Source organism: Paractinoplanes hotanensis (genome assembly GCF_023717965.1).
GTDB classification, from domain to species: domain Bacteria; phylum Actinomycetota; class Actinomycetes; order Mycobacteriales; family Micromonosporaceae; genus Actinoplanes; species Actinoplanes polyasparticus.
The window spans coordinates 1-15795 of record NZ_JAMQOL010000031.1 but is presented as its reverse complement, the minus strand read 5'-3'; the positions used below and the strand labels follow the sequence as shown (position 1 = coordinate 15795).

Annotated in this window: 19 protein-coding genes and 1 tRNA gene; 12 read left to right on the top strand and 8 right to left on the bottom strand. The window is 70.7% G+C overall.

What is annotated here, in order from left to right; all coding sequences use genetic code 11:
• Window positions 1-7 precede the first annotated feature (7 nt).
• Window positions 8-79, top strand: a tRNA-Val gene (locus tag LXN57_RS22520).
• A 136-nt stretch (window positions 80-215) separates the two neighbouring features.
• Here LXN57_RS22520 and LXN57_RS22515 read toward each other — a convergent pair.
• From LXN57_RS22515 to LXN57_RS22500, 4 genes are all read right to left on the bottom strand, one after another.
• Window positions 216-458 carry a hypothetical protein gene (locus tag LXN57_RS22515; protein ID WP_251800157.1) on the bottom strand — a complete coding sequence of 81 codons (243 nt, stop codon included), beginning with the start codon at window positions 456-458 and terminating at the stop codon, window positions 216-218.
• Window positions 455-1030 carry an RNA ligase 1 family protein gene (locus LXN57_RS22510; RefSeq protein ID WP_251800156.1) on the bottom strand — a complete coding sequence of 192 codons (576 nt, stop codon included), beginning with the start codon at window positions 1028-1030 and terminating at the stop codon, window positions 455-457. The genes LXN57_RS22515 and LXN57_RS22510 overlap by 4 nt, the downstream gene beginning before the upstream one ends.
• A 102-nt stretch (window positions 1031-1132) precedes the next feature.
• A complete protein-coding gene (locus tag LXN57_RS22505; RefSeq protein ID WP_251800155.1) occupies window positions 1133-1825 on the bottom strand; it encodes a class I SAM-dependent methyltransferase in 693 nt (230 codons plus the stop codon).
• Window positions 1826-1866: 41 nt separating this feature from the next.
• A complete protein-coding gene (locus LXN57_RS22500) occupies window positions 1867-2553 on the bottom strand; it encodes a UCP032817 domain-containing protein (protein ID WP_251800154.1) in 687 nt (228 codons plus the stop codon).
• Between the two features lie 144 nt (window positions 2554-2697).
• On the opposite strand from LXN57_RS22500, the gene LXN57_RS22495 reads away from it, so the two are divergent.
• Window positions 2698-3006: a hypothetical protein gene (locus LXN57_RS22495; RefSeq protein WP_251800153.1), complete on the top strand. Its 309-nt coding sequence runs from the start codon at window positions 2698-2700 to the stop codon at window positions 3004-3006.
• A gap of 19 nt (window positions 3007-3025) precedes the next feature.
• The gene (locus LXN57_RS22490; RefSeq protein ID WP_251800152.1) at window positions 3026-3994 is read left to right on the top strand and encodes a zinc metalloprotease; all 969 of its coding nucleotides are present in this window, start codon (window positions 3026-3028) and stop codon (window positions 3992-3994) included.
• 163 nt (window positions 3995-4157) lie between these two features.
• Here LXN57_RS22490 and LXN57_RS22485 read toward each other — a convergent pair whose 3' ends face one another.
• The 3 genes from LXN57_RS22485 to LXN57_RS22475 are packed head-to-tail and all read right to left on the bottom strand — an operon-like array spanning window position 4158 to window position 5877.
• Entirely contained in the window at window positions 4158-4682 is a 525-nt protein-coding gene (locus LXN57_RS22485; RefSeq protein ID WP_251800151.1) for a hypothetical protein, read from the bottom strand.
• A gap of 56 nt (window positions 4683-4738) precedes the next feature.
• A complete protein-coding gene (locus LXN57_RS22480) occupies window positions 4739-5371 on the bottom strand; it encodes a maleylpyruvate isomerase family mycothiol-dependent enzyme (RefSeq protein ID WP_251800150.1) in 633 nt (210 codons plus the stop codon).
• Complete coding sequence (locus tag LXN57_RS22475) at window positions 5368-5877, bottom strand: ribonuclease FAU-1 family protein (RefSeq protein WP_251800149.1); 510 nt, start codon at window positions 5875-5877, stop codon at window positions 5368-5370. Before LXN57_RS22475 ends, LXN57_RS22480 begins: the two co-directional genes overlap by 4 nt.
• 223 nt (window positions 5878-6100) lie before the next feature.
• Between LXN57_RS22475 and LXN57_RS22470 the strand changes: the two genes are divergently transcribed.
• The gene (locus tag LXN57_RS22470; RefSeq protein WP_251800148.1) at window positions 6101-6961 is read left to right on the top strand and encodes a hypothetical protein; all 861 of its coding nucleotides are present in this window, start codon (window positions 6101-6103) and stop codon (window positions 6959-6961) included.
• Here LXN57_RS22470 and LXN57_RS22465 read toward each other — a convergent pair.
• Window positions 6921-7757, bottom strand: a complete 837-nt coding sequence (locus LXN57_RS22465) for an NAD(P)/FAD-dependent oxidoreductase (RefSeq protein ID WP_251800147.1) — start codon at window positions 7755-7757, stop codon at window positions 6921-6923. The genes LXN57_RS22470 and LXN57_RS22465 overlap by 41 nt on opposite strands.
• Before the next feature lie 47 nt (window positions 7758-7804).
• Between LXN57_RS22465 and LXN57_RS22460 the strand changes: the two genes are divergently transcribed.
• The 8 genes from LXN57_RS22460 to LXN57_RS22425 all read left to right on the top strand — a co-directional run bounded on the left by LXN57_RS22460 (window position 7805) and on the right by LXN57_RS22425 (window position 15722).
• Complete coding sequence (locus tag LXN57_RS22460; protein ID WP_251800146.1) at window positions 7805-8395, top strand: helix-turn-helix domain-containing protein; 591 nt, start codon at window positions 7805-7807, stop codon at window positions 8393-8395.
• 387 nt (window positions 8396-8782) lie between these two features.
• Window positions 8783-10012, top strand: coding sequence for a helix-turn-helix domain-containing protein (locus tag LXN57_RS22455; protein WP_251800145.1), 1230 nt, complete (start codon window positions 8783-8785; stop codon window positions 10010-10012).
• Between the two features lie 69 nt (window positions 10013-10081).
• Window positions 10082-10609, top strand: coding sequence for a flavoprotein (locus LXN57_RS22450; protein WP_251800238.1), 528 nt, complete (start codon window positions 10082-10084; stop codon window positions 10607-10609).
• A gap of 83 nt (window positions 10610-10692) precedes the next feature.
• The gene (locus LXN57_RS22445; RefSeq protein WP_251800237.1) at window positions 10693-11514 is read left to right on the top strand and encodes a Nif3-like dinuclear metal center hexameric protein; all 822 of its coding nucleotides are present in this window, start codon (window positions 10693-10695) and stop codon (window positions 11512-11514) included.
• The gene (locus LXN57_RS22440; protein ID WP_251800144.1) at window positions 11511-12245 is read left to right on the top strand and encodes a zinc ribbon domain-containing protein; all 735 of its coding nucleotides are present in this window, start codon (window positions 11511-11513) and stop codon (window positions 12243-12245) included. The genes LXN57_RS22445 and LXN57_RS22440 overlap by 4 nt, the downstream gene beginning before the upstream one ends.
• An 84-nt stretch (window positions 12246-12329) precedes the next feature.
• Window positions 12330-13436 (top strand): bifunctional RNase H/acid phosphatase, encoded by a 1107-nt coding sequence (locus LXN57_RS22435; protein WP_251800143.1) that lies wholly within the window; start codon window positions 12330-12332, stop codon window positions 13434-13436.
• Window positions 13437-13513: 77 nt separating this feature from the next.
• A complete protein-coding gene (locus tag LXN57_RS22430; protein ID WP_251800142.1) occupies window positions 13514-14794 on the top strand; it encodes a glycoside hydrolase family 18 protein in 1281 nt (426 codons plus the stop codon).
• Between the two features lie 124 nt (window positions 14795-14918).
• Window positions 14919-15722, top strand: a complete 804-nt coding sequence (locus tag LXN57_RS22425) for a RelA/SpoT-related domain-containing protein (RefSeq protein ID WP_251800141.1) — start codon at window positions 14919-14921, stop codon at window positions 15720-15722.
• Window positions 15723-15795 lie beyond the last annotated feature (73 nt).

The window sequence follows — 15795 nt, the reverse complement described above, 5'->3', positions numbered from 1 at the left end:
CCATGCCGGGCGCGTAGCTCAGTGGGAGAGCACTCGCCTTACAAGCGAGGGGTCGTAGGTTCGAAACCTACCGCGCCCACGAGGCGGGGCGAAGTGTGTCCGCGGAAAGCGCGGACCGGCCGCCTCGTCATTTCTGCTCCGGGGGCCGAGCCCCCGGAAACCCCACGTCGCGTTGGTCGCGCCAGGCGGCCAGGCGGCCTGGCGGCGACTCGATCTCAGGCGAACTTCATCTCCGACGTCGCCCATACTTCCTCGGGCCCCCGAACGTCGGGCCAGCCGTCAGGCGGTCGAGGCCTACCCGCAATCGTGAACTTCGCGGTGAGGTCGAGTAGTAGAGCTGCGTAGACGGCGGCTCCGGCGGCGGGGCTGTCCTGGTCGACCTGGGCGTCCATGACCATCAGCGTGATGAATACGGCCAGGAATGTGCGGACGAAGCCGGGGCGGGCGTGGACAGTCACATCATGAGGATCGGGGCGTCTGTCGGGGACAGGGCGAAGTCTCGGTGCTTGAGCTTGGCTCGGCGGCCGTCTGGGTGGTGCCAGACGATGCCCTCGTAGTGTGGGTGGGCCAGCAGCCAGTCGCGCAGGGTGGCGAAGTCTGTGGGGACGTCGAAGCGGTCGGCTTCGGCGTGGGCCACCAGGGCGTGGCCGCGTACGGACTCGGGGTTGCCGTTGATTTTCTCGCCGATCAGCTCGTGGGTGCCGGGCTTGAAGGCGCGGCGGTCCGACTCGAGGGCCTCGGCGTGGTAGCGGGCGTAGGACGACTGTGCGATCGGTTCCCAGCCCACCGTTTTGCCGGTGACCTCGTCGGTCATCACCGCGCGGTAGCCGGGCGGGCGGGTGCGGCCGGGGCGGACCTCGCGCCGGGCCCACCACACGCCTGCCTCGTCGAGCAGCACGCACGTGCCGTCGTACTTGCGGGTTGCGACTCCTTCGCCGGCGAGCACCCAGCCGCAGCCGGGGTGCACCTCGGGCAGCAGGCGCTTTCGGTTGTCGGGGTCCCGCAGGAACAGCGTGGGAATCTTCTTCATGCGCTCGATCGTCGCATCATGATCAATCGCTTTTCCGGGCCTCGTGCAGCCACGCGTACCGTCGCAGAAGCAGCGGACGGCGGCGACTTTCGAGGTCGTCGATCAGCCGGCGGCGGAACTCGTCGCGGCGCCCGGGCGGCAGATCGTCGAAGTATTTGCGCGTGCCGTGCGTCTGGAACCACTGCCAGAGGGTCTCGGCGTCGGGACGGGCAGCTCCAGCCTGAGATCTGTGTGCCGCACGGGCACGAACCCGGCTTCGGTCAGCGTGTCGACCTCGTCGAACGGCGCGCCCATGCTGCCCTGCGGCGGCAGGTACCGGGCGAACTCGCCGAACAGCTCGTTGGCGCCGTCGGCGAATTCGAACCCCTCGGGCACCCGGCCCGGGGTCGTGAATGCGAACAGTCCGCCCGGGCGCAGGACTCGCCGCACCTCGCGCGCGACCGCTGCCGCGTCGTCCACGAGGTGCATGACCAGGCCGGCGGTGACCACGTCGAACGACTCGTCGGGGAACTGGAGCCGGGCGGCGTCCATCAGTCGCGCGTCCAGGCCTGGTTGTTCCTGTCGCAGCCGCGCGACCATGCCGGGCGCCGCGTCGACCGCTGTGACCTCGTATCCGCGCTCCCGCGCCGGGACGGCGATCGCGCCTCTTCCCGTTCCTATGTCGAGGAGGCGACCGCCGGGCTGCGGCTCGGGCAACCGCCGAGCGGTGAGCCGCCCGAACTCGGAGAAGAACGGCAGGACGTCGTCGTAGCGCTCGGCGACGCGGTCGAAGACCTCGATCACAGATTTCGTCACGCCCCGCAGCCTGGCCGCTCGTCGGCCGTGGCCGCAACGCATTACGACGAGCCGCAACCGCCTCCACACGCCATGCCTCCGCCGGCGGGGCCGGAGTTGCCGGGTGGGGGCGGGCCGAACCGGTTGCGGCCGCGGAGCAGTCGGCCGTGGCCCTTGAGGTGTTGCAGGCAGACGGCGCCGGGCACGTCGTAGCAGGTGCCTCGGCCGCCGCAGTCGGCCAGGTAGCGGTAGCCGCCGCGGATCGCCAGCTGCTGGTCGATCCGGAAGAGCAGGGGAAGCGCGGCCGGACCGCAGTTCTCGTCCTGCCGGGCGAACCGGAACGTGTCGGCCAGCGCGGCCGGCCCGGATGAGGAAGCCGGTGCTGTCGGCCCGGATGGGGAAGCCGGTGCTGTCGGCCCGGATGGGGAAGCCGGTGCTGTCGGCCCGGATGGGGAAGGCCCGTCGAGCGACGCGCGGCCGAAGGCCTCGGTGCAGAAGGCGGCGTATTCGGTGGCCTGGCGGGACAACTCGGTCCACAGTGCGGCGGCGATCAGCGAAGGCATGGTCAGCTTGGCCCGCGGATGGCGGGCGGCCAGGCGGAACCACTGGCGGGTGGCCGACTCGACCTGGTCGAGGCCGGCCTGGGACAGGCTGTCGTGTTCGGACGCGAGGCGCTGGCGCACGGCCGCGGGGAAGCGGTAGGCGTCGATCGCGGCCACGCGGTGCGCGGTGCGCGGGTTCCAGCTCATCGCTCGACGGTGCGCGCCACCCTCGGCAAGGGTCATCGGTCGTTCGTCCGAAACGGTGTCGGATCACGGACGCAGGCGGGCCCACCAGCGGTGATGCTGTCACCCTGGCCACCACCAAAGGCACCGTTCGAAGGGTTGCGGAGCATGCCAGAGATCTCGCCGGATCTTTACCGGCGGTGGTACCGCTCCTTCGAGGAGGACACCGACGATCAGGCTGTCTACCGGCCGGCCGAGTTCGCCTTCCCGCCCAGCCGGGCGCCGCGGCCCAGCGTCGAGTTCCGGCCGGGGGGCGGCTATCTGGAGTATGCCGCCGGGCCGGCCGACCGGGCCGCCGCGAGCCAGGGCAGCTGGGAGCCGGGGGAGGGCGGCGCCCTGCGCGTGCGGGCCGGCGCGGGGAGTCGCGTGCTGCACATCGTCGCGCACGACGAGCAGGTGCTGAGGATCCGAAAATAGCGCGAGGAGATGAGGCCCGATGGACACCGCCGACATCGTCGAGACCCCGGCGCGGCGCCGCTGCGGCAGCGAGGACGTGCACCGCCGCCTGCTGAACGAAAGCCTGAACTACCGGCTCAACCGGGCCGCCATCGAAAACCTCGCGTTCGCCTTCGCGACCGGTGAGGAGCAGCCCAGCCGGGCCGAGGTCGTGACGATCCCGGTGGTCGTGCACGTCGTGCACAACACCGACGAGCAGAACCTCTCGGAGGAGCAGATCGACACCCAGATCGCCGTGCTCAACGAGGACTTCCGGGCCGCGAACGCCGACCTCAAGGGTGTGCCGAAGGTGTGGCAGGGCCTGGTCGCCGACGCGCGCCTCGAGTTCCGGCGGGCGAGCGTCGACCCGGAGGGCAACCCCACCACGGGCGTCACCCGGCGGCGCACCGACGTGCGTTCCTTCTCGGACAACGACGCGGTCAAGTTCACCGCCCGCGGTGGGGCCGACGCGTGGCCGGCCGACCGCTACCTCAACGTCTGGGTCTGTCAGCTGGGCGGCGGTCTGCTCGGCTACGCCCAGTTCCCCGGCGGGCCGCCGGCCACCGACGGCGTGGTGATCACCCACACCGGCTTCGGCACGACCGGGACGGCGGCCGCGCCCTTCAACCTGGGGCGGACCACCACCCACGAGATCGGCCACTGGCTCAACCTCTTCCACATCGGCGGCGACGACGGCACCGGGTGCAGCGGTACCGACTTCGTGGCGGACACGCCCAACCAGTCCGGCCAGAACTTCGGCACGCCCACTTTTCCGTCGATCACCTGCAACAACGTGCCGGACGGCGACATGTTCATGAACTACATGGACTACACCGACGACGTGGCGATGTTCATGTTCACCCACGGGCAGATCCTCCGGGTCGAGGCGTGCCTGGCCGGCCCGCGCCGGAACCTGGTCGTGCCGGTGGCCGGCGTGCCGGTCGGCAGCGAACCGGCCGGCGGCGAATAGGACGGCGCCGGAGCGGCGGCCGGTCGCGGGCACACGCCCGCCCGGGACCGGCCGACCGCGCCGGCGCGTCACCAGCGGGGGACGGCCGTTGGCCGGCGGCCGCTCCGGAGGTGGTGGCATCGGTGGGGCCGGGCCCGTGCGCCGGGCCCGGCCCCACCGACTGTCAGTCGGCGGACTCGGTTGAAGCGGCGGAGCCGGCACCGGCGGGGGATTCGCCGGCGAACCGCCGGCGACCGCTGGGTGGCAGCTCGCCGAGGATTTCCAGCCGGGCCCGGATGCCGCCTTCGCTGCGCCCGAACTCGGCCATCAGCTCGCGCGGGCGGGCGCCCGCCCGATGGCGCGCGACCAGGCGTTCGTCGTCGGCCGTGGTCCAGCGGGCGCCCTGGTTGGGGTGGCGGTCGCGCTGGTCGGGCGGGGGGCCCGAAGGGGCCGGCGACGGTGGCGGCTGGGTCATCGCGATCAGGCCGGCCAGGGTCGAGGTGAGGACGTCGGTGAGCGTGGGCAGGTCGGCCGGGGAGATGCCGCCGCTGATCTCGCTGACCACGTGACCGTCGCCGTCGCTGCTCACGATGCAGAGGTCGATGCGGTGGTCGTCGGTGGGGAAGGCGGTGACCTGATAGTCGATCTCGCCGAGCACGAGCCGCCGGTCGAGGGTGATGGGGGATGACTGGAGGGCGGTGTCATTCATGGCGGTGACATTAGGGCTACCCTCCGACAGTTTTCGGCGGTGGCGGGCGGGCGGCCTCAGGTGATCCGGGCGGCCAGCACGCGGACGCCCGGACCGTCGATCTCGCCGAGCACCTGGGCGCGTCCCGTGAGCGCCATCATGAGGGCCTCGGCCGGCCCGCTGACCAGCGCGCCCGCTCCGTACGCCCAGTCCAGGTCGGTGGCCTCGAGGCGCAGCCCGGCCGGTCGGCGGCGCGGGGTGAAACCGGCTGCCCGCCCGCTGGTCAGGAAGTCCAGCGACATCCGGACGTGGTCGAGCGTGAGCCCGTGCGGCAGCCCGAGCGGCCGGCGCATGTCCTGCCCGTGCACCTGCAGGTCGGTGAGCTGGCCCGGATAGCCCACGATCGGCAGCCGGAAGTCGTCGTGGGCCCGGCGGCGCAGCGCGTCGGCCAGCACGGCCGGCGGCTGCGCGGCCACCTCGACGGCGAGCAGCGCGTTGGCTCGGTGCAGCCGGAATCCACTGCGGAGCATCGCCGAGAACATCGCCCCGCGGGTCGCCTCGACCGCGGCCACCAGGTGCCCGGCGACCTGCCGGACGGTCCAGGCGCCGCACAGGCTGGGCGTCTCGAGCTGGGCCGGGCTCAGCGAGTCGACCAGGTCGGCCACCCGGCGCCGCTCCTCGGCGATCGCCGCCCGTACGGGGTCCGTCACCCGTCCACCCGGGTCAGCCAGCGGCGGTAGTGCGAGGCGAACGGCTCGTCGTCGCGGACGAGGGCCTCGTGCAACGAGGCCGCGCCGCTCAGCGACCCCTCGACGATCTCGGGCGGGTAACCCATCTCGAGGCGGTGTTGCTCGAACTCGTCCTCGTCCTCCACCTCGACCCGGTGGTCGCGGTAGCGCACGAGGTCGATGTCGAGGTCGATCACGGTGATCTCGGCCGGGCCGGTCCACCGGAGCGGGGTGATCACGTCGCAGTAGATCTCCCGCTTGGCCGGTTCGGCCAGGAACATCGCCATCCACCACTTCTCGGCGGGCAGCAGCCGCACAGCCGAGACCTTGGTGCGCCCGAGGGGGCGGGCGCCGTAGTGGTAGGTGACGACGGTGCCGCGCGGAGTGCCCAGCCAGGTGCCGTACGCGTCCTCGCCGAGCAGGCGGCCCGTCACCTGGCGGTGCGGCCGTCCGTCGAACTTGCGCAGCACCAGGTCGACCGCATCCACGCCGCGAGGCTACCCCGATCTCCATCGGGGGACCGGCCCGGGCGGCCGGCGCCGCGGAACGGGCACCCGGTTCGCACCCGAGCGGATTCTCAACCAGCCCGCCCGATCACCGATTGCTGAGAGTGCCGGCGGGATGTCCCGCCGGTGGGCGGGCCCCGGTCGGCATCCCCCCGGCGATCGGGCCCGCCCTGCGACCACAGCAATCCCGGAAGGCGGAGGGCGCATGCCGGCGGAACTGCACATCGGCATGGATGCCGAGAAAACCGTCATTTCCCCGTACGCCCTGAGGTTGCGCACCGGTCGTGCCGTCCGGCACAGCGCCGGTTCGGTGACCGAGGTCGTCCCCGTCGACCCGAGCGGCGCCGACCGGGCGGCCCGGGTGGCCTCCGCGTCCCGCCTGAGTCTCGCGCTGATCTCCGTTTCGGCTGCTCTCTACGCCGTGGGCGTGCTCTGGTGGCTGCCCTTGGCCGCATCGCTGGCCGCCGTCGCCGCCGTCTGGCAGCGCCAGCACCGTGCCGCGCACGCCGCCTCGTTCGAGATCCCGGCCCGCGAGGGCGTCCACGTCCTGTGGGCGGAGCAGGAGCGAGCCGTCTTCCGCCGGGCTGTCGGCGTCTCCCGCCGCATCCGCCGCACCTGGCCCGGCCTGCCCGGCATGATCGATCCCGGGCTGGCCGACCGCTCCCTGACCGGCGCCCTCGACGAGCTGGGCGGTCTGCTCGTACGCCGGCAGGAGCTCCGCCGCCTGCGGGCGGAGATCGCCGGCGTACGGGATCAGGACGTCCCCGCCGACAGCCCGGCCGTCCTGGCCCTGGCCGCTCAGCGGGAGCGCGCCGACGAGCTGTGGCTCGAGACCGGCGGGCAGGCCAACCGCATCCTGCGCAGCCTCGACCGGACGGCGCTGGTCGGCGAGGCCTTCCTGCGCGAGCGCGAGATCGGCGAGACCGCCCGGCAGGCCGAGCTGGTGCTGTCCGGCCTGGCCGACCAGCAGCCGGCGCCGGTGGACGGGGCCGGACCGGAGCTGGCCGACCGTACGGCCGCGGTGATCACGGCTTATCGGGAGCTGGCGGCAACAGGTCAGCATTGATCATCGCGCCCGCGGTCAGGCCGGCGGCGGCCGCGCTGATCACCTGGGCCATCGGATCGGCGACGTTGCCGGCCACCCAGACGCCGTCGACCGCGGTGCGTCCGGTCGGGTCGGTCGCGGGCACGTACGTGCCGATGCCCATCGGGTGTTCGACGGCCTCGAGCCCGAGCGTGCCGAGGAACCCGGCGCGGGCCTCGATCCGGGTGGTGACCACCAGGTAGTCCCGTGCCACCAGGCTGCCGTCGGTCATCCGGACGCCGCCGGGCTCGACCGCGGCGATCCTGTCCAGCTCCAGCAGGCGCACGTCCGGGCTCCACTGGCTCCACAGCCGCATCTTGTGGCCGGTCTGCTCCTCGCCCGGCATCCCGATCACGCCGATCGCCTTGCCGCGCACCTCGTAGCCGTGGCAGTAGGGGCAGTGCAGCACGGTCGAGCCCCAGCCCTCGGCCAGTCCGGGCACGTCCGGCAGCAGGTCGACTACCCCCGCCGTCACCAGCAGGCGCCGCGCCCGGTGGACCGAGCCGTCGGCCAGGGCGACCTCGAAGCCGGGCACGGCCGAGACCACCTCCCCGTCGATCACCCGTCCGCCGTACTTCTCCACCTCGGCCCGCCCGGCCGCGCGGAACTCCGCCGGGCTCATCCCGTCGCGGGTCAGGAAGTTGTGGATGCCCTCGGCGGGGGCGTTCCGGCCCTGGCCGGAGTCGATCACCAGCACCGAGCGCAACGCCCGTCCCAGGGCCACCGCGCCGCTGAGCCCGGCCGGTCCGCCCCCGATAACAATCACGTCGTAGGTCATGTCCCCATGGTGGCCAAGCTTTCCCGGATACGAGAAACTTCTTTGCCATGACGGCAAATAACGAGGACGTTCTGCGGGAGGTCGGGCCGAGGCTGCGGGCCCTGCGGCGCGACGCCGGCATCACGCTGACGGCGCTGGCCGACACCACCGGCATCTCGGTGAGCACGCTGTCCCGGCTCGAGTCGGGGCAGCGCAAGGCCACCCTCGAACTGCTGCTGCCGCTGGCCCGGGCGTATCGGGTGCCGCTCGACGAGCTGGTCGGCGCGCCACCGACCGGCGATCCCCGCGTGTACGCCCGTCCGATCCAGCGGTTCGGCCAGACGATCCTGCCGCTGACCCGCAATCCGGGCGGCCCGCAGGCGTTCAAGCACATCATCGAGGCCGGGCAGCGGCAGGACCCCGACCCCAAGTCGCACGAGGGCTACGAGTGGCTGTACGTGATGAGCGGCCGCCTGCGCCTGGTCCTCGGCCAGCACGACCTGGTGCTGCCGGCGGGCGAGGCGGCCGAGTTCGACACCCGGGTGCCGCACTGGTTCGGCAGCGCCGAGGGCAAGGCGGTCGAGTTCCTGTCGATCTTCGACAGTCAGGGCGCCCGCATCCACGTCCGGGCCCGGCCCAAGCGGGATTCATCCGTCTGAGTGACTCGACCGTCACCCTCCGGCACACTACGGTGTCACTCGACATGCGGATCGACTGTGCGGCGACTACGTCATCCGCCCCGGCGCGGACGCCGACGATCAATCATCGCCGGCGGTACGAACGGTCGATGCGCTGTCCACTGCACGGCTCGATGAATCCCGATCCAGGTGGTCCGCCGCCATATCAGCCGGAGACGCCGTATCCAAGCACGACACACCTCGTTGATTTCGTCAGATCCACCCTTTGCAAGTTGCGGGCAAAACTAAGAGCATCGGTTAGCAGGCGATCACACACGCTGTGCGACGTTCGCACACGTGGCGGGTTCAGACTGCGAGTTGACACAAGGGCTTGCCGGCGGGGGTCGCCGGCGAGTCGGGGGAGGCACCGTGGACGAGCTGCCGATCGGCCGCCGCGTCGCCTATTGGCGCGGCCGACGCAAGATGTCCCAGCAGGTCTTCGCGGACCGGCTGGGAAAGTCCAAGAGCTGGGTCGACAAGGTGGAGCGGGGAGTCCGCCGGCTCGACAAGTTCTCAGTCGTCTACGAGATCGCCGACGTGCTTCAGGTCGATGTCCAGCTGTTGCTGGGCAAGGATGTGGAACGCCGGCCGGAGACCCAGAACTGCATCGACCAGGTCGAAGTTGAGGAGATTCGCGCCGCTCTGGAGCGTTATGACCAGATGAGTGCGTTTTTCCAAGCGGTGCCACATTCGCCGCCGCTGGCCGAGATGCACAAGGCAGTCAGCCACGCCTGGCTGACCTATCAGCACGCCAAGTACGGGGTGCTGGCCCGCATGCTGCCCAAGCTGCTGCGGGACGCCCAGGCGGCCGACAGCGCGTACGCGACCGGCGCCGACGCCAAGGACGCGGCCCACCTGCTGGGCCAGGTTTACCAGATCGCGTCGTCCGCGCTGCGCAAGGTCGGCGAGCACGAGCTGTCGTGGCTGGCGGCCGACCGCTCGATCGCCGTCTCGCAGCGGGCCGGCGACCAGTTGCTGGCCGGTCTGGCCAGCTTCCGGGTCGGCAGCGCGCTGCTGGCGCTGGGCCGGGTCCGTCCCGCGCTCGAGGTCAACGTCAACATCGCGAACCGGCTGGCGCCCGTGCACGAGCCGGCGCACCGGGGGGAGCGCCTGTCGGTGTACGGCATGTTGCTGCTCAACGGTGCGATGGCGGCGGCACGCATCGGCGACAGCGCGACCGTGCGCGACCTGCTCTGCGGCGCCGAGCAGGCGTCGCTCGAACTGGGCGGCGACTTCAACCACTACTGGACCAGCTTCGGCCCCACCAACGTCCAGCTGCACCGCTGCGCGGCCGCGGTCGAACTGGGCGACGGCCGGGCCGCGGTCGACACGCACGAGAAGATCGATGTCGTCGGCTTCAACGCGTTGCTGCCGGAACGCCGGGCGCACCACTTCCTGGACATCGCCCGTGGCTACACGCAGATCGGCAACATCGAGAAGGCCAGCGAGATGCTGCTCGAGGGCGACCGGCTCGCCCCGTCCGAGATCCGTTGCCGCCCGCTCGCGCACGAGGTGCTTTCCGACGTGCTCCGCCGGACGCGGGGCACTCCGCCGGCTCCGATAGCGGAGCTGGCCGAGCAGATGGGAGTCGGTGTATGAGGTGGGTTCGTGACGATCGGTAACGCCGCGCCCGGTGGTGTGCTGTACGTCCTGGTCTGCGGTTCGCCCATGGCCCGCGACGTCGGCATCCTGGTCGGCCTGGCCCAGCAGGAAGGCTGGGAGGTGTGCGTGATCACGACTCCCGACGGGCGCAAGTTCGTCGACGTGGCCGCACTCCAGGCACAGACCGGTCATCCGGTACGCACCTACTACAAGAGCCCCGGTGACCCCGACGTGCTGCCGCCGGCCGACGCGATGATCGTCGCGCCCGCCACGGTCAACACCGTCAACAAATGGGCCGCAGGGATCACCGACACCCTGGTTCTCGGCCTGCTGATTGAGGGCTACGGCTACGGCGTGCCCACGGCCGTGGTCCCGTACACGAACAAGGTCATGGCCCTGCATCCGGCGCTGCACGAGAGCCTGGCCCGGCTGCGCGACTGGGGCGTGCACGTTCTGTACGGCGAGGACGTCTGCCGGCTCGGTGGACCCGGGCAAACCGATCGTTTTCGGGGCCAGTTCCCCTGGCGGCGCGCCCTCCAGGCGGTCAGCAGCCCGGTGAGCATGAGCAGCGGCAGCCGGGCCGAACCGGCGTAGGCCTGTCCTGCCGATTCCGCCGGAGCGGCCCGATAGAGTTGGCGGCCGTGACCGACACCGCCGCCGCCCCCACCGTCCTCGACGTGGTCAGCGCCCTCGACCGGCGCTATCCCCGTGACTGGGCCGAGTCGTGGGACAGGGTCGGACTCGTGCTCGGCGACTTCGAGCACCCCGTCCGGCGGATCCTGTGCGTCGTCGACTGCGTGCCCGAGACGGTCGACCAGGCGCTGTCCGAGCGGGCCGACCTGATCGTCGCCCACCACCCGTTGCTGCTGAAGCCGGTCTCATCGATCGCGCCCGACACGTACAAGGGCCGGATCATCCACCGGCTGATCCGCCAGGACGTCGCGCTGTACTGCGCGCATACCAACGCCGACGTGGCCCGGCCGGGCGTGTCCGACGCGCTCGCGGCCCGGCTCGGCCTGCGCGACCTGCGGCCCCTCGTGCCGGCCACGGGCGCTGCCGCCGGTGAGGGCCGCGGCGTCGGGCGCATCGGCGACCTGGCCGAACCGATGGATTTGGCCGAGTTCACCGGGTTCGCGGCGGTGCGGCTGCCCACCACTGCGGGCGGGATCCGGGCCGCCGGCGACCCGTCGCGGGTGCTGCGTACGGTCGCCGTCTGCGGGGGCGCGGGCGACTCGTTCCTGGGCGACGCGGCTCGGGCCGGCGTCGACGCGTACCTCTGTGCCGATCTTCGCCACCATCCCGCCAGCGAGCACCTCGCCGAGGGCGGGCCCGCGCTGCTCGACGTCGCACACTGGGCCACCGAGCGCCCGTGGCTCGACGACGTCGCGGCCTGGCTGCGCGCGGAGTCCGGCGCCGAAATCATCGTGTCTGATGTGGACACCGACCCCTGGACCGTGCACGCCAGGGACATTCCCGAAAAGAAGGAGCCCCTGCTGTGAAGGCCTCGCCGGATGCCCAGCGCCGCTTGCTCGACCTGCAAGCGGTCGACACCGCCCTCGCCCAGCTCGCCCACCGCCGCAAGTCGCTGCCCGAGCTGGCCGAGATCGAAGCCGTGCAGCGGGAGCTCGCCGCGCTCGAGGACGAGCGGGTGCGGGCCCAGGTCGCGGTGGACGACCTCGACCGCGACATCAGCCGCTTCGAGAAGGACATCGAGCAGGTGCGGGCCCGCAAGGACCGTGACCAGCAGCGGCTCGACGCCGGCGGCGCGCTGCGCGAGATCGAGGGGTTGCAGCACGAGCTGGCCACGCTCAACCGGCGGCAGGGCGAACTCGAGGACGCCGAGCTCGAGCTGATGGAGCAGCGGGAGACCGCCGACGCGGCGCTGTCCGAGGTGCAGGGCCGGCTGAACGCGGCGAACGAGCGGCGCCAGGCGGCCGAGCGGCGGCGGGACGAAGCGCTGGCCGACATCACCAAGGAGCAGGAGTTCAAGACGTCGTCGCGCGGCCCGCTGGCCGCCGACCTGCCGGCCGACTTGGTCGGGCTGTACGACAAGATCCGGCTCGAGTCGGGCCTGGGCGCCGCGCTGTTCCAGTCCGGCCGCTGCGGTGGCTGCCGCATCGAGCTCTACGGCGCCGACCTGGCTCGGGTCAAGGCGGCCGAGCCCGACGACGTGGTCCGCTGCGAGGAGTGCCGCCGCATCATGGTCCGCACCAAGGAATCGGGACTATGAGCCCTCGAATTGGCGCGGCGGCGTCTTGCTGGAGCGCAGCGGAGGCAAGGTGTCGTCATCTTGGCGCTGCATGAGGGGCGAAGCATGGAAGCACTGAGGGTTGTGGTCGAGGCGGACGGGGGGTCGCGGGGGAATCCGGGGCCGGCCGGGTACGGCTCGGTCGTGCTCGACACGGACGGCCAGGTGCTGCTCGAGCGGCAGGGGTCGCTCGGCGTCACCACCAACAACGTGGCCGAGTACACGGGCCTGATCGAGGGGCTCAAGGCGGCCCTCGAACTGGGCGCCACCGAAGTCGCCGTGCGGATGGACTCCAAGCTCGTGGTCGAGCAGATGTCCGGACGCTGGCAGATCAAGAACGCCGGTCTGCGTCCCCTCGCGGCCGAGGCGGCCCAGCTGGTGGCGCGGATCGGCAAGGTCACGTTCGAGTGGATCCCGCGCGAGCGCAACAAGGCGGCCGACGCGCTGGCCAACCGGGCCATGGACGAGGCCGCGGGCAAGCCGGTGGCCGACCGCGTCGTTCCCGAGGTGATCACGCCGGCCGCTCCCAAGTCCTGGGCGCCGCCGTCGCTCGACGACGCGACCCGGCTGATCCTGGTGCGTCACGGCGAGAGCACGCTGACCAGCCAGGGCCGCTACTCGGGCCGGGGTGACGTGCCGCTCTCCGAACAGGGCGAGGCGCAGGCGATGGCGGCCGGCGGGCGGGTGGCGGGCCTCGCCCGCGACGTCACGGCGATCGTCAGCTCGCCGTTGAGCCGCTGCGTGCGTACGGCGGAACTGATCTCGGCCGAGGTCGGCGGGGTGCCCGTCACGGTCGTCGACGACCTGATCGAGGTCGACTTCGGGGTCTGGGAGGGGCTCACCTTCGCCGAGGCGCAGGAGCAGTGGCCGCGCGAGATGGAGGCGTGGCTCGGCTCGACGAGCGTGGCGCCGCCGGGTGGCGAGTCGTTCCAGGCGGTCTCGAAGCGGGTGCGCGGCGCGATGGCGACGGTCCTTCAGACGTACGCCGGTGGGGTTGTCGTGGTGGTTTCGCACGTCTCGCCGATCAAGCTGATCCTGCGGGACGCGCTGGCGGCGTCGGACGCCTTCCTGCACCGGCTGTACCTCGACACGGCAGGGGTGTCCACGATGGATGCCTGGCCCGACGGCAACATCGCGGTGCGCTCGGTGAACGAAACGGCGCATCTGCGCTGACCCATTGCCTCCCGGGGCCGAGACGTTTAGCTTCCTCAATTAGGAAACTTTGTTCAACGTTTCGCCCCGGAGGGCTCATGCGTGTTCTGACCCGCCGTCTCATCGCCGCGGCGGCCGTCGCCGCGGTGGCATCGACGGCCGTAGCGACACCCGCACAAGCAAGCGCAAAATCATATGTCAAGGTCGGATACTTCACCCAGTGGGGCATTTACGGTCGCGATTTCCAGCTCGCCGATGTGCAGCAATCCGGCGCCGCGTCCCGCCTCACCCACATCAACTACGCGTTCGGCCCGGTCACCGCGGACGGCCTCTGCGTCTCGGCCGACCCCTGGGCCGACTGGCAGACCCCGTTCACGGCCGAGAACAGCGTCGACGGCGTCGCTGACGTCGCCGGTCAGCCCATCAGCGGCAACCTCAACCAGATCGCCGAGCTGAAGAAGAAGAACCCGAAGCTGCGGGTGCTGATCTCGCTGGGCGGCTGGACCGGCTCGAAGTACTTCTCGGACGCGGCCCTCACCGACGCCTCCCGCAAAAAGCTCGTGTCGTCCTGCGTGGACCTGTGGATCAAGGGCAACCTGCCCGGTCTGCCGGCCGGGGTGGCGGCCGGGGTCCTCGACGGCATCGACCTCGACTGGGAATGGCCCGGCTCCTCCGGCGAGGTCGGCAACGTCATCCGCCCCGAGGACAAGCAGAACTTCACGCTGCTGACCGAGGAGTTCCGGGCGCAGCTGTCCGCGTTGAGCCGGACCACGAAGAAGCGCTACGACCTCACGGCCTTCCTGCCGGCCGCGCCGGTGAAGGTCGACGCCGGCTTCGAAGGCAAGATCTTCAAGTACCTCGACTTCGCCACGGTTCAGGGCTACGACTTCCACGGCTCGTGGGAGGCGCGGACCAACCAGCAGTCGGCCCTGCGCGTGCCGGCGGGCGCTCCCGACAACCCCGACTTCTCGTCCGAAGTTGCCATCAACAAGTGGCTGTCGCTGGGTGCCCCGCGTCAGAAGCTCGTCCTCGGCGTGCCGTACTACAGCCAAGGCTGGACCGGCGTGACCGGCAGCAGGAACGGCTTGTTCGCCCCGGCCACGGGACCGGCCCCCGGCAAGTTCGCCGCCGGCACCGAGGACTACAAGACGGTCAGGACGCTCCCCGGTTTCAAGGTCCACCGTGACCTCAAGTCGGGCCACGCCTGGCTTTACGACGGCACCACGTTCTGGACCTACGACGACCCGGCAGTGCTGCTGCAGAAGTCGCTGTGGATCCGCTCCAAGGGCCTCGGCGGCGCCATGATGTGGTCGCTCGACGGCGACGACGCCAACGCCTCTTTGACCAAGGCCATCGCGACGGGCCTCTGGACTCCGTGATCGAACCGGCGGTAGCGGATCCCGATCCGCTACCGCCTTTGCCGGAGTGCGACTCCGGATGAAACGGATTTCGGTGGCCGCACCCCCATGGAGGTAGATCAATCAAAGCGAGTAGCTTTCCGGCGTGCCTCTGCCGTCCTCGAAGAAGCAATTGAACAAGCTGGGCGACCGTATTGCCGTCAATGAGCCACCGGCCAAAGAGGATCTCCAGCAGCTCAATGCCGTGCTGAGGGCGTACCAGGAGATCCTGGTGACGGTGGAGGAACAACTTTCGCTCATCGGTCTTTCCTCGACCTCCCGGGTGAAGACCAGGAGCGTCTTGATCGAGAAGCTCCGGCGCGAGAAGGGAATGGCCTTGGCGCGCGTTCAAGATCTTGCCGGCGCCCGCACGGTCGTCGAAGGCGGCTGGACCAAGCAGGACGAATTGGTGGAGCTTCTCAAGGCTCACTTCAACCGGTGGACCGGTGTGCCCACAAAAGTCGTCGACCGCAGGATTATCCCGAGCCACGGCTATCGGGCCGTCCACCTGATCGTCTTCCCTGATGGTGTTCCGGTGGAGATCCAGATCAGGACCCAGATGCAAAATTTCTGGGCGCAGATTGTCGAAGGGCTCGCCGACCGATGGGGTCGAGGGGTCCGCTACGGCGAAAGCCCCCAGAACGGTCACCTTCCCGCAGAAGGGGTCATTCACCGCGATGGTTCACCGGTGTCGCGCCAGCGCGTCATCGACGATCTGCGGAGAGTCGCCGGGCAGATCGCCGGCATCGAGCAAGCGGAGCGGGAGATCGAGTCGATGGTGAACACGCCGCTTCCGCCGCTCGAAGGTCGAATCGCCAACTCCCTCGGGCGTGAGATAAAAGATCTCGACGCGGACGCGGCGCGTTTTTATCTGAGGTTGCGAGTCACGTTCAAGCGTGCAGTGAACTGATCTCAGCAAGGAATGACAGCCGATTCGGGATGACACGGGTGAATCGGTGGTTTCGGGCGGTCCTCGAAACAGA

Coding starts and splice junctions, on each gene's coding strand:
- LXN57_RS22470 (WP_251800148.1), top strand. CDS start 6,101: ATGCCGGCGGAACTGCACATCGGCATGGATGCCGAGAAAACCGTCATT.
- LXN57_RS22485 (WP_251800151.1), bottom strand. CDS start 4,682: ATGAATGACACCGCCCTCCAGTCATCCCCCATCACCCTCGACCGGCGG.
- LXN57_RS22450 (WP_251800238.1), top strand. CDS start 10,082: ATGGCCCGCGACGTCGGCATCCTGGTCGGCCTGGCCCAGCAGGAAGGC.
- LXN57_RS22495 (WP_251800153.1), top strand. CDS start 2,698: ATGCCAGAGATCTCGCCGGATCTTTACCGGCGGTGGTACCGCTCCTTC.
- LXN57_RS22500 (WP_251800154.1), bottom strand. CDS start 2,553: ATGAGCTGGAACCCGCGCACCGCGCACCGCGTGGCCGCGATCGACGCC.
- LXN57_RS22490 (WP_251800152.1), top strand. CDS start 3,026: ATGGACACCGCCGACATCGTCGAGACCCCGGCGCGGCGCCGCTGCGGC.
- LXN57_RS22460 (WP_251800146.1), top strand. CDS start 7,805: ATGACGGCAAATAACGAGGACGTTCTGCGGGAGGTCGGGCCGAGGCTG.
- LXN57_RS22435 (WP_251800143.1), top strand. CDS start 12,330: ATGGAAGCACTGAGGGTTGTGGTCGAGGCGGACGGGGGGTCGCGGGGG.
- LXN57_RS22430 (WP_251800142.1), top strand. CDS start 13,514: ATGCGTGTTCTGACCCGCCGTCTCATCGCCGCGGCGGCCGTCGCCGCG.
- LXN57_RS22510 (WP_251800156.1), bottom strand. CDS start 1,030: ATGAAGAAGATTCCCACGCTGTTCCTGCGGGACCCCGACAACCGAAAG.
- LXN57_RS22465 (WP_251800147.1), bottom strand. CDS start 7,757: ATGACCTACGACGTGATTGTTATCGGGGGCGGACCGGCCGGGCTCAGC.